This is a genomic window from Occultella aeris (genome assembly GCF_902703175.1).
Lineage (GTDB): Bacteria > Actinomycetota > Actinomycetes > Actinomycetales > Beutenbergiaceae > Occultella > Occultella aeris.
Map to the genome: position 1 here is coordinate 76,838 of NZ_CACRYJ010000016.1, position 15,012 is coordinate 91,849.

14 protein-coding genes and 1 tRNA gene are annotated in these 15,012 nt (G+C 70.6%); 9 read left to right on the forward strand and 6 right to left on the reverse strand.

Annotated features, from left to right (window positions below; all coding sequences use genetic code 11):
* Position 1: 1 nt before the first annotated feature.
* The 5 genes from HALOF300_RS04920 to HALOF300_RS04940 all read right to left on the reverse strand — a co-directional run bounded on the left by HALOF300_RS04920 (position 2) and on the right by HALOF300_RS04940 (position 3,712).
* Entirely contained in the window at positions 2 to 577 is a 576-nt protein-coding gene (locus tag HALOF300_RS04920; RefSeq protein ID WP_156739833.1) for a TetR/AcrR family transcriptional regulator, read from the reverse strand.
* 147 nt (positions 578 to 724) lie between these two features.
* Positions 725 to 800: transfer RNA gene (locus HALOF300_RS04925), tRNA-Lys, on the reverse strand.
* Between the two features lie 62 nt (positions 801 to 862).
* Complete coding sequence (locus tag HALOF300_RS04930; RefSeq protein ID WP_156739834.1) at positions 863 to 1,378, reverse strand: TM2 domain-containing protein; 516 nt, start codon at positions 1,376 to 1,378, stop codon at positions 863 to 865.
* Between the two features lie 117 nt (positions 1,379 to 1,495).
* Complete coding sequence (locus HALOF300_RS04935) at positions 1,496 to 2,329, reverse strand: transglutaminase-like domain-containing protein (RefSeq protein WP_156739835.1); 834 nt, start codon at positions 2,327 to 2,329, stop codon at positions 1,496 to 1,498.
* Positions 2,330 to 2,371: 42 nt separating this feature from the next.
* Complete coding sequence (locus HALOF300_RS04940; RefSeq protein WP_156739836.1) at positions 2,372 to 3,712, reverse strand: D-arabinono-1,4-lactone oxidase; 1,341 nt, start codon at positions 3,710 to 3,712, stop codon at positions 2,372 to 2,374.
* Positions 3,713 to 3,758: 46 nt separating this feature from the next.
* Here HALOF300_RS04940 and HALOF300_RS04945 point away from each other — a divergent pair, with 46 nt between their 5' ends.
* The 9 genes from HALOF300_RS04945 (at position 3,759) to pstB (ending at position 14,287) form a co-directional block, all read left to right on the forward strand.
* Positions 3,759 to 4,964 (forward strand): alanine racemase, encoded by a 1,206-nt coding sequence (locus tag HALOF300_RS04945; protein ID WP_156739837.1) that lies wholly within the window; start codon positions 3,759 to 3,761, stop codon positions 4,962 to 4,964.
* A 96-nt stretch (positions 4,965 to 5,060) separates the two neighbouring features.
* Positions 5,061 to 5,693 (forward strand): hypothetical protein, encoded by a 633-nt coding sequence (locus HALOF300_RS04950; RefSeq protein WP_408636742.1) that lies wholly within the window; start codon positions 5,061 to 5,063, stop codon positions 5,691 to 5,693.
* Entirely contained in the window at positions 5,693 to 6,697 is a 1,005-nt protein-coding gene (gene mshD / locus HALOF300_RS04955; protein WP_156739838.1) for a mycothiol synthase, read from the forward strand. Before HALOF300_RS04950 ends, mshD begins: the two co-directional genes overlap by 1 nt.
* 26 nt (positions 6,698 to 6,723) lie before the next feature.
* Complete coding sequence (locus HALOF300_RS04960; RefSeq protein ID WP_156739839.1) at positions 6,724 to 8,931, forward strand: RNA degradosome polyphosphate kinase; 2,208 nt, start codon at positions 6,724 to 6,726, stop codon at positions 8,929 to 8,931.
* A 3-nt stretch (positions 8,932 to 8,934) separates the two neighbouring features.
* Positions 8,935 to 9,915: an NUDIX hydrolase gene (locus HALOF300_RS04965; protein ID WP_197522315.1), complete on the forward strand. Its 981-nt coding sequence runs from the start codon at positions 8,935 to 8,937 to the stop codon at positions 9,913 to 9,915.
* A gap of 228 nt (positions 9,916 to 10,143) precedes the next feature.
* Entirely contained in the window at positions 10,144 to 11,286 is a 1,143-nt protein-coding gene (gene pstS, locus HALOF300_RS04970) for a phosphate ABC transporter substrate-binding protein PstS (RefSeq protein ID WP_156739840.1), read from the forward strand.
* A gap of 104 nt (positions 11,287 to 11,390) precedes the next feature.
* On the forward strand, positions 11,391 to 12,398 hold the full coding sequence (gene pstC / locus HALOF300_RS04975; RefSeq protein ID WP_197522316.1) for a phosphate ABC transporter permease subunit PstC: 1,008 nt from the start codon (positions 11,391 to 11,393) through the stop codon (positions 12,396 to 12,398).
* Positions 12,398 to 13,447, forward strand: a complete 1,050-nt coding sequence (gene pstA, locus HALOF300_RS04980; RefSeq protein WP_156739841.1) for a phosphate ABC transporter permease PstA — start codon at positions 12,398 to 12,400, stop codon at positions 13,445 to 13,447. Before pstC ends, pstA begins: the two co-directional genes overlap by 1 nt.
* A 60-nt stretch (positions 13,448 to 13,507) precedes the next feature.
* Complete coding sequence (pstB, locus tag HALOF300_RS04985; protein WP_156739842.1) at positions 13,508 to 14,287, forward strand: phosphate ABC transporter ATP-binding protein PstB; 780 nt, start codon at positions 13,508 to 13,510, stop codon at positions 14,285 to 14,287.
* 10 nt (positions 14,288 to 14,297) lie between these two features.
* Here the strand turns inward: pstB and HALOF300_RS04990 are convergent, their stop codons facing one another.
* Positions 14,298 to 14,918 (reverse strand): septum formation family protein, encoded by a 621-nt coding sequence (locus HALOF300_RS04990; RefSeq protein ID WP_156739843.1) that lies wholly within the window; start codon positions 14,916 to 14,918, stop codon positions 14,298 to 14,300.
* Between the last annotated feature and the right edge of the window lie 94 nt (positions 14,919 to 15,012).

Consider the following 15,012-nt stretch of genomic DNA (forward strand, 5'->3'; position numbering starts at 1 on the left):
TTCAGTCGTCGGTGCCGGCAGCGTGCGCGGCATCGAGCAGGGACACTGCCCCGCGGATCGCGGCGTCCATGGGTCCCTGCTCGCCCTTCGCCCGGGCGAGCACGTAGCCGCCCTGGATGACGGCGGCAAGCGTTCGGGCGAGGTCGGCCGGGACGATGCTTGCCGGCAGTTCGCCGGCCGCGATCGCGGCGGCGATCGTCTGCTCCCACCGTCCGAGCATCGTGTCGAAGGCGTTCGCGACGATCGCGATCAGCTCCGCATCCACCACCACCTGCGGGTCCTGGGTCATCCGGCCCACCCGGCACCCGAGCGTTCCGGCGCGGGGGACCGACAGGTAGCGCTTCATCCGCTCGAGCGGCGAGGCGCCTCCCTCGAGCAGTGAGGACTCGCCGGTCATCTCGCCGATGACCGCAGACAGCGCCTCGACCGCCAGCTCGTGCTTGCCGCTGAAGTGGTGGTACATGCTGCCTTGGCCGACCCCGGCGCGCGCCATCACCTCGCGCGGGCTCGTGGCCGCGTAGCCGCGCTCCCATAGGAGCTCCGCCATCGCTGTCGTCAGGTCGTCGCGCGTGCTCATGGGCCGACTGTAACAACTAGTATGTACAGAGTGCAAACACGAAGAGGCGGCGACGCGGTCAGCGAGCATCGAGAGGGGGCGCAACTCGAGGTGATGTCGCGCGGTTCGAAGAGCGGGCCACTGGTGCGGTCGAGGAACAGAACGTGGTGGTGGGCCCCGTGGGGCTCGAACCCACAACCTACGGATTAAAAGTCCGCAGCTCTACCGATTGAGCTAGAGGCCCGCGAGCGGCACGGCGGCTCGTACTCGCCGGGGAAGTCTACTCGGCGGCCCGCCGTGCTCGGGCTACCAGGGCTGCGGGTAGCCGGTGGCCCGGTAGTTCTGCTCTCGGATGATGCCGGGGATCATGAACGCGTCGATGATCCACCACACGAACCAGGCGAAGAGCATCACCCAGCCGATCAGGATGACCGCGGTGGCCCAACCGACGACGTAGAGCGCGACCTGGCCGATGCCTGGCCCGACGCGGTTCAGGTAGAAGTTGTGCACGCCCAGCCAGCCGAGGAAGAACCAGAGCAGGTACGCGGCGGTGGTGTCCTTCTGCGGCGGAGCGACCGGACCGTACGCACCATAGGCCCCGGGCGGTGGCCCGTACGCCCCTGGCGCCGGGCCATACGCGCCGGGCGCCTGGCCGTAGGCACCGGGCTCCCCGTAGGAGCTCTGCCCGTAGGCGTGCGGGACGACCCCCTGGCCGTACGCCTCTCCGCCCGGCACCGCGGGTCCGCTGCCGGCCCACGACTGCGGACCGCTCGCCTGGTAGGGATCCTGCGGCGGCTGGCCGTACTGGTTGTTGTATGACATCTGCCGGTCCCCTCGCTGGTCGCCCGCCGGCCCACGCCGGGTGCCCACCAACTCTAGGCCCGGGCCCGGGCGTCCTGGTCCTCATCACGGGGGCATAACTGCCCGTCCGAGCGGGCGTCAGGGCAGCCGGACCGCCGCTGATGGCTGGTCCACGGGCAGGTCGCCCGCCACCGTGGCCATCACCCGCTGGGGTCCCATCCGCAGGCCGCCGCCGTAGCTGGACAGGAACGCGGTGTCGGCGGCGTCGCGGCCGGTGGCGATCCGCACCAGGGACTCGCGCGGCGCCAGCCCGGTGGCGTCCACCACGTGCCAGTGGCCCTCGACCCAGGCCTCGGCCACGGCGTGGAAGTCCATCGGGCTCAGCCCGGGCGCGTACACCGCGGTCAGCCTGGCCGGGGTGTCCATCGCACGCAGCAGTGCCACCACCAGGTGCGCGTAGTCACGGCACACGCCCTGCCCGTGCAGCATCGTGGACACTGCGCCGTCGGTCACCCGGCTCGACCCGGGCACGTAGAACAGGCGCTCGCGGACCCACGCAGCGACGGCGTCGAGCAGTGCGAGACCGCTCAGGCCACGGAACTCACGCCGCGCCGTCGGCAGCAGTTCGTCGGACTCGGCGTACCTGCTCGGGCGCAGGTAGGTGAGCAGGTCGGACGTGCTCGGCGCCGGCGCGAGGGCGAGCGCCGACGCGGGGGCGCCGTCGATCGTGGCGCGGTACCGGATCCGCACCTCGGCACCTCGGACGGTGGCGGCGTCGAACTCGACGAGGTGCATCACCCCGTGATGTGGCGCCCCGATCTCCACGACCTCGACCGGGTCGCCGTCCTTGGTGACGGTCAGCTCGTCGGTGATCTCGAGCCCCGGCGCGCGCGCGACGGCGATCAGCAGGGCCACCTGGGTGGCGCCCTCGCCGGTGCTGAAGTCGAGTTCGGCGCTCACGGACCGGCGCATGGGCGGGCACCTCTCACGGTCGGCGAGGCGGACCCGGCGATGCTACCTCGCAGCGGGCCCGAACACCGTGTCGGTGTAGCAGTTCGCGAACAGCCCTCGGGGGTCGACGGCGTCCCGTACCGCGAGGAAGTCGGCGAACCTCGGGTAGAGGTCGGCCAGGGCGGCCGCGTTGCGGCGGTGCATCTTGCCCCAGTGCGGCCGGCCGTCGTGGGCGATCATGATGTCCTCGACCGCCCGGAAGTACCGCTCGTGCGCGAGGGTGTGGAACTGGTGCACCGCGATGTACCCGGTCGGCCGCCCGTGCGCCGTGGAGAGCCATACGTCGTCCGCGGCCGCGAACCGCACCTCCACCGGGAACGGCACGTTCTCCCCGGTCCCGCGCACCCAGGCGTCCACCTCCCGCAGGGCGGGCACGACGGCCCCGACGGGCAGCGCGTACTCCATCTCCTTGAACACCACCCGGCGCGGCGACGTGAACACGGCCGCCGACGATGCCGTGTAGGTCCGGGCCGTCAGCAGCCGCGAGGCCACCCGGTTCACGGTCGGGGTGAGCACCGGCAGCCTCGCGGTGAGCGCGTTGGTTGCGTTGAAGATGCCGTTGGAGAGCACCTCGTCGTCGAGGACGCGGCGCCAGGTTGGCAACGGTGACCCGCCGTCACCCGGCCGGACCCGGTTGTTAGCCTTCGTCAGCGCGATCTCCGTGTACGGGAACCAGTAGAACTCGAAGTGCTCGTTCGTGGCGACCGGCCCGTCCGCCTCGGCCAGCGACTCCAGCACCTGTCCGAGCGGCATCGGCGCCTCCACCGCGCGCAGCCCGAACGCGGGCACGCACCGCATCGTGATCGCGGTGAGCAGCCCCACCGCACCGAGCCCGAGCCGAGCCGCCTCGAACAGCTCCGGGCGCTGCGCAACGCTCGCCGAGACCACGTCGCCGTCGGGCGTGATCAGCCGCACCGCGCGCACCTGGGCCGCGAACCCGGTGAAGGCGGCGCCGGTGCCGTGGGTTCCGGTGGAGATCGCCCCGGCCAGCGACTGGGCGTCGATGTCGCCCATGTTCTCCAGGGCCAGGCCACGCCGCGCGAGTTCCGCGCACAGCGCCGACAGCCGGATGCCCGCGCCGACGCGGACCTCGCGGGCACCGTCGGCCTCCGCGAATCCCACCCACTCCACCCGGTCGAGGTGGTCGAGGCTGATCATGGTGCCGTCGGTGACGACGGCCGGGGTGAACGAGTGCCCGGCCCCGACGGCCCGGACCCGGCCGCCGGTCTCGGCGGCTGCACGGACCAGCGCCGCGGCCTCGTCCTCTGAGGCCGGGCGGGCGAACCGGCTGGGCTCGGCCGACGCGGTCCCGGCCCAGTTCCGCCACGTCGCAGATGCGCTCATCCGGCCATCATGGCGCGGACTTGCCCGCACACGTGACAATGGGGGCATGAGTCGATCAGGGGCCGTCGGCCGGCCCGCGCCCTGGCGTGACGCGACCCGCTCCCTCAGTGCACCGCTCGCCGTCGTGGACCTGGACACCTTCGACATCAACGCGCGGGACCTGATTGCCCGCGCCGGCGGCACCCCGGTGCGGCTGGCGACCAAGTCGGTCCGGGTGCGGCAGCTGGTGCACCGGGCCCTGGACGTGCATGGCTTCTCCGGCGTGATGGCCTACTCGCTCGCCGAGGCGCTCTGGCTCGCCGAGGACGGAATCTCCGACGTGCTCGTCGGGTACCCGAGCGTGGACACCGCGTCACTGGTGGCGCTCGCATCGAACCCGGCGGCCCGGGAGGCCATCACGCTGATGGTCGACGACGTCGCCCAGATCGCGCTGATCGAGCGGGCCCTGATCCGAGCCGGGTCCCCGGGCGGTCCGGCCGTGCAGGTCTGCATCGACGTGGACGCCTCGCTACGGATCGCCCCGCTCGGGCTGCATCTGGGGGTGCGGCGTTCGCCGCTGCGCAGCCCGGCCGACGCCGTCGCGCTGGCAAGGGCGGTCGAGCGCACCGGACGAGTCCGGGTCCGAGGAGTGATGTTCTACGACGCGCAGGTCGCGGGTCTTGGCGAGGCCGGGCTGCGCGGTGTGGGGGTCCGGATCCTCAAGCGGGCCTCGCTGCGCGAGCTCGCCGGCCGTCGCCCCGCCGTGGTGGCCGCCCTCGAGGAGCATCTGGGCAGGGAGCTGCTGGTCAACGCCGGTGGCAGCGGGTCCGTGCACGAAGTCGCAGCGGACCCGACCGTGACCGAGGTGACCGCCGGATCCGGCCTGTTCTGTCCCACCCTGTTCGACGACTACTCCGGCTTCACCGCCCGCCCGGCCGCCTACTTCGGGCTGGACGTGGTCCGGCGTCCGGCAGCCCGGATCGCGACCGCGTTCGGCGGCGGGTACGCGGCGTCCGGCCCGCCCGGCACGGACCGGCTGCCGCGCGCCGTCGATGGTTCGTTGCTGCTGCGCTCCGAGGGTGCGGGCGAGGTGCAGACCCCGCTGCGTTACCGGCGTGGGCACCGCGTGCCCGCCATCGGCTCCCGGGTCTGGTTCCGGCACGCGAAGGCCGGGGAGCTGCTGGAGAGGTTCGACGCCGTGCACCTGGTCCGGGGCGAACGTGTGCGCGAGACGGTACCCACGTATCGTGGTGAGGGCCGAAATTTCGGATGAGTGCCGATCCGCGCCACCTGGAATGCCCGGTGGCGTCGCGGCGTTGTCGAGGCGTCCGGGTCGCCCGGCCCACGATCGCCGACCTCGAGGAGCATGTTGAGCACGCACCGTTTCCGCCGCCCTGCGATGTTGAGCCCGCAGGAGGCAGAGCAGATCGCCGGTGACATCGACCCGGCGGTGCGGTCAGAACTCGCCCACACGACGGCCGGCGCACTCGTGCTCGGCGGTCGCCGTGGCGCCGAGGACCCTGACCTGGTGCGGCGCCTGATCACCCTCGTGGACACCGAGGGTCTGGACACGGTCGCATCGATGTGGTCCCAGAGCCCGGCGGACACCTTGCCCGGGGCGCTCTGGCGCCTCTACCTGCTGCGTGAGTGGACCCGGCGGGACCCGCACACCATCGCCGAGCGCTACCACCTGGGCCTGCACCGCGCGGAGGTCGCCGGGGTCGTCGCCGGTGTCGCGTTGCCGCCCGGCCCGGACCAGATCCGCGAGCTCGCCGACGCCGTGCTCTCCGGTGTGTTCCGGGGCGACCTGGACGTGACCCTGGACCGCGCCGCCGCGTTCCTGCGGGTGCTCGCCACCGGCTCGGCCATGGACGCGGACTGGGTCGAGCTCGACGACCGGGATCGGGCCACCCGGCTCACCCGCAGCGCCGGCGCGCTGCTGGACACCGCCACCGACCTGGAGAACGCCGCGGCCCTGTGGCGGGCCGGGCGGCTGGACTGATGGCGATCGAGGTCGCGCAGGCGCTGACCGCCGCGGACGTCGCCGCCGTGCGGGACCTGGCCGCCCGGGTCGCCGCTGCCGACGGCGAGGCCGCGTTCGACGAGCAGTCGCTGCTGAACCTGGACGGCGGCCGACCGGTGCGGCACCTGATCGTGCGGGGTGGGACTGAACGGCCCGACGGCGGAGCGCGCGCCGGGCCCGACGGCGGTGGGCCGGCCGTGTCCGACGGTGCGGCGATGTCGATGCCCGACGACGGCGGGTCGGTCCCGATCGTCGGGTACGCCCAGGTGGCCGATGGGTCGGGCGAGGTCGCCGTGGACCCGCCGGCGCGACGCCGGGGGATCGGCGGAGCACTCCTGGACGCCGTACTGGAGGGGCAGGGCGGGCCGGACGGGCCGGGCGGCACTGACGACGTGCGCGTCTGGGCGCACGGCGACCTCGCCCCCGCGCGGGCCCTCGCGGCGAGCCGCGGGCTCAGCGTGGTCCGTGACCTCTGGGTGATGACCGCCCCCGCACCCACGAAGGTGCCGTCGCAGACCGAACCGACCTCCGCCGTCGACGGCGTTCGGGTGCGGACGTTCGACCCCGGCCGCGACGAGCAGGCCTGGCTGACCGTGAACGGCCGCGCGTTCGCGGACCATCCCGAGCAGGGCCGGATGTCGCGCGCCGACCTCGAGGCACGGATGGCCCAGCCGTGGTTCGACCGACGACTGCTCTGGCTCGCCGAGGACGTGAACAGCGGCCGAACACTCGGTTCCATGTGGGTGAAGATCTCCGATCGGGTCGGGGAGATCTACGTTCTCGGCGTGGACCCGGACGCGCAGGGTCGCGGCATCGGCGGGCTGCTCACCGCGCATGCGATGGCGGCGTTCGCGGCCCGGGATCTCACCGGGCTCGAGCTGTATGTGGAGGGGGAGAACGCCCCCGCGATCGCCGTGTACGAGCGCGCCGGATTCCACCGGGCCCGTGCCCACGTCCAGTACGCACGCACCGGTTCACACTGAACGCCGGGAGGTGCCACGATGGGCTCATGAGCGAGCAGGTGGACAGTCTGGACGGCGTCAACTCGATCACCCTCGACGTCGACGCGTTCAACGACGCGGAGCCGCACGAGCTGCCCGAGGACCGGTTCGCCGACCGGGAGCTGAGTTGGCTCGCATTCAACGAGCGGGTGCTCGAGCTCGCCGAGGACGAGGGACTGCCCCTGCTCGAACGGGTCCAGTTCCTGTCGATCTTCGCGTCCAACCTGGATGAGTTCTTCATGGTCCGGGTGGCCGGCCTGAAGCGTCGCATCGCCACCGGCATGGCGGTGCCGGGCGCGTCCGGGCTGCTGCCGCGCCAGGTGCTCGACGCCATCTCGGTCAAGGCCCACGAGTTGACCGCTCGGCACGCGGCGGTGTTCACGGACCTGGTGCAGCCCGCGCTCGCGGCCGAGGGCATCACCCTGGTGCATTTCGATGATCTCCACGAGACGGAGAAGGAGCGGCTGCACAAGTACTACCGGAAGATGATCTTCCCGGTGCTCACCCCACTCGCCGTGGACCCGGCGCACCCGTTCCCGTACATCTCCGGGCTCTCCCTCAACCTGGCCGTGATCGTGCGCAACCCGAGCACCGGCAAGGAGCACTTCGCGCGGGTGAAGGTGCCGCCGCTGCTGCCCCGGTTCATCGCCGTCGACGCGACCGGCCGGCCGGTGCGCCCCGAGGACGCCACCGACACCACCGAGATCGCCTCCTTCGTGCCGATCGAGGACGTCATCGCGTCATTCCTGTACTACCTGTTCCCGGGCATGGAGGTCGTGGAGCACCACATCTTCCGGGTCACTCGCAACGAGGACCTCGAGGTCGAGGAGGACGACGCCGAGAACCTCCTGAAGGCACTCGAGAAGGAACTCCTGCGGCGCCGGTTCGGGCCCCCGGTGCGGCTCGAGCTCGCGGCCGGCTTCACCGACCGGCTCCGGGAGATGCTGATCCGGGAGCTGGACATCGGGGATGCGGACGTGTACGAGCTGCCGCCCCCGCTGGACCTGACCGGCCTCGGCGTGCTCACCGACGTCGACCGGCCGGAGCTGAAGTACCCCCGGTTCGTGGCGGCCACCGCCCGTGGCCTGGCCGAGGTGGAGAGCGCGAACCCGACCGACTTCTTCGCCGCGATCCGCAACCACGACATCCTGCTGCACCACCCGTACGACTCGTTCTCCACGAGCGTCCAGCAGTTCCTCGCCCAGGCAGCCGCGGACCCGAACGTTCTCGCCATCAAGCAGACCCTGTACCGGACCTCCGGGGACTCCCCGATCATCGACGCACTCATCGATGCTGCCGAGGCGGGCAAGCAGGTGCTCGCCATCGTGGAGATCAAGGCGCGCTTCGACGAGCAGGCGAACATCACCTGGGCCCGCAAGCTCGAGCAGGCCGGGGTGCACGTCGTGTACGGCATCGTCGGCCTGAAGACCCACTGCAAGCTCTCCCTGGTGGTGCGTCAGGAGGCGGACGGCCTGCGCCGTTACTGCCACGTCGGCACCGGGAACTACAACCCGAAGACGGCCCGGCTGTACGAGGACCACGGCCTGCTCACGTGCAACTCCGAGGTGGGCCAGGACCTCACCCGGCTGTTCAACCAGCTCTCCGGGTACGCGCCGAAGTCCCGGTTCCACCGGCTCCTGGTCGCACCGCGCTCCATCCGGAACGGGCTCGTGGAACGGATCGACCGGGAGATCCAGAACAAACGGGCCGGTCGCGAGGCGTGGGTCAAGTTCAAGATGAACTCGGTCGTGGACGAGGTGACGATCGACGCCCTCTACCGCGCATCCCAGGCCGGGGTTCCGGTGGACGTCATCGTCCGTGGGATCTGCGCGATCAAGCCCGGGATCCCAGGGCTCAGCGAGAACATCCGGGTGCGCTCGATCCTCGGGCGGTTCCTGGAACACTCCCGGATCTACGCGTTCGCGGGCGACGGCGACCCGGAGGTCTTCATAGGCAGCGCCGACCTCATGCACCGCAACCTGGACCGGCGCGTCGAGGTGCTGATCCGGGTGATCGATCCCGACCACATCGCCGAACTCGTCGGTCTGATCGACCGATCGGCAGCGGACACCACGGCGGCCTGGCACCTCGCCCCGGAGGGCGATGGTCGGCACGTGTGGACCAGGCACTACCTCGACGACGACGGGAACCGGCTGCTGGACCTGCAGGAGTCCCTCATGGCGGCCCATCGGCGCCGCGCCAGCGTGGATCGCTGAGTCGTGGGCAACTCGTCCGGGCCGGTGGTGCAGGCCGCCGGGGCGTTGATCTGGCGCGTGGTGGGGCGGCGCCTCGAGGTGCTGCTGATCCACCGGCCGCGGTACGACGACTGGTCCTGGCCGAAGGGCAAGCTGGACGGCGACGGAGAGTCGCTGCCGATGTGCGCCGTGCGGGAGGTCAAGGAGGAGACAGGCATCTCGGTGCGCCTCGGGGTCCCGCTGCCGTCGGTGAAGTACAAGCTCACGGACGGCCGCGTGAAGGTATGCACGTACTGGGCGGCGAGACCGGTCTCCGACGAGTGCCCCGCGATCGCGCCGCGCGGCAAGATCAAGGACGCGTCCAAGCACGAGGTGGACGAGTCCCGCTGGGTCGAGGCCAGGGCGGCCCGCAGACTCCTCACCCGGTCCGATGACGTCGAGCCCCTCGGGGCCATGCTCGACCTCTGGGAGGACGGGCTGCTGGACACCTGGACTGTGATCGTGGCCCGGCACGGCCGGGCCAGGAGCCGGTCCTCCTGGAAGGGCGGCGAGGAGTCTCGGCCGCTCACCCCGGTCGGCGCGAAGCAGGCGACGGCGATCGTGCCGATCCTCGCAGCCTACGGGGTCGAGGAGGTCATCTCATCGCCGTGGGAACGGTGCGTGGCCACCGTGCGGCCGTACCTGGACGCGAGCGGCCTGGACCTGATGACGGCGCCACAACTCACCGAGGCCGCGGCGAAGCAGGACAAGTCCGGCGCGCGCTCGTTCATGGGCTCGCTGCTCGGCACGCGGCACCGGCCCACGGTGGTCTCCACCCATCGTCCGGTGCTGCCGATCATCCTCACCAGCATCTCGGCTCGCAGCCCCTACCGGCTCTCGAAGGCCATCCCGGACCGGGACCCGTACCTGCGTACCGGCGAGCTCCTGGTGATCCATATGGCGCGGCGGTCCTCGGGGAAGGCACGCCTGGTCGCCCTGGAGCGCCAACGGGGTCTCGAGGCCTGAGCAGTAATCCAAGGTTCAACTGTTCCTCAACGGCGGCCCAAGGTCGCGCCCCGTGCCATTGACTCGTGTCGAAGGTCACGCCCATTGTTGTGGCTCGTTCACCTGCTGTTCACCTGAATCAGGAGACGCATACACCCACGCTCCCTACCGTCAAGCGTGGCTGCGGCACGCCATGGGATATCACCGGGTGCGCAGTCCCGACCCAGCCAACAGAAACGGGATTCGAACGTGAAGCTTGCACCTAGCCGCCGCCTGGCGGGCATCACCGCGATCAGCGCCCTCGCGCTCACCCTCGCCGCCTGTGGTGGCGGCGACGGCGACGACACGTCCACCGACGGCGACACCGGTGGCGACAACGGTGGCGGCGCCACCAGCGATCTGTCCGGCTCCATCGCCGGTTCCGGCGCCAGCTCCCAGGAGAACGCGGTCGGCGGCTGGATCGCCGGCTTCACCGAGGCGAACCCAGGCGTCACGGTCAGCTACGACCCCACGGGTTCGGGCACCGGCCGCGAGCAGTTCCTCAACGGCACCGTGCTGTTCGCCGGCTCGGACGCCGCGATGGACGACGAGGAGCTGGCCGCGGGCGTGGACCGCTGCTTCGGCGGCGAGGTCATCGAGCTGCCCCTGTACATCAGCCCGATCGCCGTCATCTACAACCTCCCCGGTGTGGATGCCGCGAACATCAACATGACTCCGGCCACCATCGCCGGGATTTTCGCCGGTGAGATCACGAACTGGAACGACCCGGCCATCGCCGAGTCGAACCCGGACGTCGAGCTGCCCGACCTGGCCATCGTGCCGGTGAACCGCTCCGACGAGTCCGGCACCACCGAGAACTTCACCGAGTACCTCGTGGCGACCGCCCCCGACGTGTGGACCCACGAGGCGTCCGGCACCTGGCCGATCGAGGGCACCCAGTCCGGCGCCCAGACCTCCGGCATGATCGACACGGTCAGTGGCGCCGAGGGCACGATCGGGTACGCCGACGCCTCGCGTGCGGGTGACCTCGGCACGGTCGCGGTGGGCGTGGGCGACGAGTTCGTGCCGTTCTCCCCGGAGGCCGCGGCCGCCATCATCGACGCCTCACCGGCGGCCGAGGGTGCAACCGACCTTCGCCTGACGATCGACCTCGCTCGCGACACCACCGAAGCCGGTACCTACCCGATCGTGCTGGTCTCCTACTCGATCGCGTGCTCGGTGTACGAGACCGAGGAGGACGCCGCGAACGTGGCGGCCTACCTCACCTACGTGGCGAGCCCCGAGGGCCAGGACCGCGCCGCCCAGCCGGACGTCGCGGGTTCTGCCCCGATCTCGGACGACCTGCGCGAGCAGGTCACCGCGGCCCTCGAGCAGATCACGGTCGCTGGCTGATCCAGCCCACCAGGTCAGGCGGGTCGGTGCCTCAGTACGCTGAGCACCGACTCGCCTGACGCACGTCGTAACCTCCCATCCCCCCAAAACGCCCCGGAGGACCAGTGGCAGTCGCCGATTCACCCCCCTCGGAACCCGAAGCGCGTCCGAAGGTGCGGGTCGGCCGGACCCCAGGACGGCTCGGCAACCGTGTGTTCCAGGGGATCTCCACCGCCAGTGGGATCTTCATCCTGATCATCCTGGCGGCGGTCGCGATCTTCCTGCTCGTCCGTGCGTGGCCGGCCCTCACCGCGGCCTCCTCGGAGTTCGAGGACATCGGATTCATGCTCGGCCGGGACCTGTGGTCCTGGGTCTGGCCGCTGCTGTTCGGCACGGCGATCTCCTCGGTCATCGCGCTCGTCGTCGCAGTGCCGCTCAGTATCGGTATCGGCCTGTTCATCTCGCACTACGCCCCGCGCCGGCTCGCCCAGGGCCTCGGCTACCTGATCGACCTCCTCGCCGCGATCCCGTCCGTGATCTTCGGCCTCTGGGGCATCCAGTGGCTGCAGCCGCTGGTCAGCCCGCTGTTCACGTGGCTCAGCACGAACGGCGTGACCCGCTGGCTCGAGGACAACGTCGGTCCCACGATCTTCACCGGATACCAGGCTCCCGCGCGGAACATCCTCACCGCCGGACTCGTGCTCGCGATCATGATCCTGCCGATCATCACGGCGACGGTCCGCGAGGTGTTCCTGCAGACCCCCAGGTTGCACGAGGAGGCCTCGCTGGCTCTCGGTGCGACCCGGTGGGAGATGATCCGCCAGGCGGTGCTGCCGTTCGGGCGCTCCGGTCTGATCTCGGCGACGATGCTCGGGCTCGGGCGGGCGCTCGGTGAGACGATGGCCGTGCTGATGGTCCTCTCGCCCGGGTACCTGATCAACTTCTACCTGCTCCAACCCGGGCAGCACCAGTCGATCGCGGCGAACATCGCCAGCCACTTCCCGGAGGCCAGCGGCCTCGGGGTCGACGCCCTGATCGCGTCCGGGCTGATCCTGTTCGTCATGACCTTCGGCGTGAACCTCATCGCCCGCTGGATCATCTCGCGTCGCGCCGAGTTCTCGGGAGCCAACTGATGACTGTCACCACGCCCCCGGTCCCGGTCCGGACCACCCGCAAGCTCCCGAGGTGGGCACCGATCCCGGTGCTCGCCGTCTCGTTGCTGCTCGCCCTGGGGATCCAATTCCTCGGTGAAGGACCCACCATCGCCGGCGTCTTCTTCATCGGCGCGATCCTGTTCGCGATCGTGATGACGGTGACCTCGCGCGTGGTCGAGGGGGAGCGTTGGGCCAAGGACCGGCTCGCCACCACCCTCGTCACGTTCGCGTTCATCATCGCGCTCATCCCGCTGGTGTCCCTGCTCTGGATCGTCGTCGGGGACGGGCTGACGAGGTTCAGCTGGGACTTCCTCACCACGGACATGACCGGGATCTTCGGTCAGATGGTCGAGGGTGGTGCGTTCCACGCGATCATCGGGACCATCTACGTCACCGGCATCGCCTCGATCATCGCGATCCCGCTCGGCATCTTCACGGCCATCTACCTGGTCGAGTACGGGCGCGGCCCGCTCTCCCGCGGGATCACCGTGTTGGTGGACGTGATGACTGGCATCCCGTCCATCGTGGCCGGCCTGTTCGCGTTCACGCTGTTCCTGGTCGTCTTCGGTCCGGCGTACAAGGCCGCCGTGATCGGTGGTGTGGCCCTGGCCGTGCTGATGACCCCGGTCGTGGTGCGCAGCGTCGAGGAGATGCTGCGGCTGGTCCCGAACGAGCTGCGTGAGGCGTCCTACGCGCTCGGCGTCCCGAAGTGGCTGACCATCGTCAAGGTGGTGCTGCGCACCGCCATCGCCGGTATCACCACCGGCGTCATGATCGCCATCGCACGTGTGATCGGTGAGACCGCCCCCCTGCTGCTCACCGTCGGCATCGCCACCAGCGTGAACTGGGACGCCTTCGACGGCCGGATCGCCACGCTCCCGGTGTTCGTCTACCGCCAGTACGCCCAGGGCGGCGCCTCGGCCGACCGGGCCTGGGCCGGTGCCCTCACCCTGATCCTGATCGTGATGCTGCTGAACCTCATCGCACGCCTGGTCAGCAGGTACTTCTCCCCGAAGGGAGCCCGGTGACCTCCCTGACCCCGGTTCCCGCCAATCATCCTGCATCCCCCCGCTCCGGAAGGACCGCTTGTGTCTAAGCGCATCGATGTCAACGACCTGAACGTCTACTACGGCGACTTCCTCGCCGTCGAGGGCGTGGACATGGTGATCGAGGCGCGCAGCGTCACCGCCCTCATCGGTCCCTCGGGCTGCGGCAAGTCCACGTTCCTGCGCACCCTGAACCGGATGCACGAGGTCATCCCGAAGGCCTACGTGACCGGCAAGGCCGTCATGGACGGCCAGGACCTGTACGGGCCCGGCGTGGACCCGGTGGAGGTGCGCCGCCAGGTCGGCATGGTGTTCCAGCGCCCGAACCCGTTCCCGACGATGTCGATCGCGGACAACGTGCTCGCCGGCGTCCGGCTCAACAACCGGCGGATCAGCAAGGGCGCGGCCGCGGAGCTCGTCGAGCGGTCCCTGACCGGGGCGAACCTCTGGAACGAGGTCAAGGACCGCCTGCACCTGCCCGGCTCGTCACTGTCCGGCGGGCAGCAGCAGCGGCTGTGCATCGCCCGGGCGATCGCCGTGGAGCCCCAGGTGCTCCTCATGGACGAGCCGTGCTCGGCCCTCGACCCGATCTCGACGCTGGCCATCGAGGACCTGATCTCGGAGCTGAAGAACGACTACACGATCGTGATCGTGACCCACAACATGCAGCAGGCGGCCCGGGTCTCGGACCGCACCGGGTTCTTCAACATCGCCGGCACCGGCAAGCCCGGGCACCTCATCGAGATGGACGACACCACCACGATGTTCTCGACCCCGTCCGAGAAGTCCACCGAGGACTACATCTCCGGCCGCTTCGGCTGACCCCTTGGGGCTAGATGCCGGCGCCCTCGAACGAGGTCGTCGTCGGCTCGGGGGCCACTGCCACGCAGTAGGCGGTGCGGGCACCGGTGGCCCAGGTGTCGGCACTGGGGGTGATCGGTGCCACCGACAGCGACGAGTCCGCGGCCGGGATGCCGACGAAGCCCTCGAACAGGGTGGTGCACTCCGCCAGCGCCGCCGTCTGGATCTCGGTGTCGCCCGGGTAGGCGTCGTTTGTCATCTCGTAGATCGCGACGATCTGGACCTCGTGCTCGGTCGCGCAGTCGATCGTCGGCAGGCCGGACAGGCCGTCGCCCTCGGTGATGACCGCGAACAGATCGCTCGCGCGCATGCAGTCGCCCACGCCGGCGACAGGCACGCCCGCGTCGTCGGTGGCAGTCGTGGTGTCCGGCGCGGGGGTCGACGGCGGCGCGGCCGGGTCGGTGCCGCTCGGGTCGTCCGTGCTGCTCGGGTCGTCGGTGGTGCTGGGGTCCTCTGTGCCGCCGCCCTGGGTGAACGTCTGCGGGCTCTCCTCGTCCCCGGGATCACCGGAGCACGCACCCAGGACCGGCGCGACCAGCACGGCGGCGGCGATCGCCAGCACGACGCGACAGCGACGGACGGCAGCGGTCATCGGATCGACTCCTCGGTTCGGGTGCGCGATGCGGCACCAACGTACCTGACCGGCGCCGGCCGACCTGCCACATCCGACGGCGAAGGGCCGCACC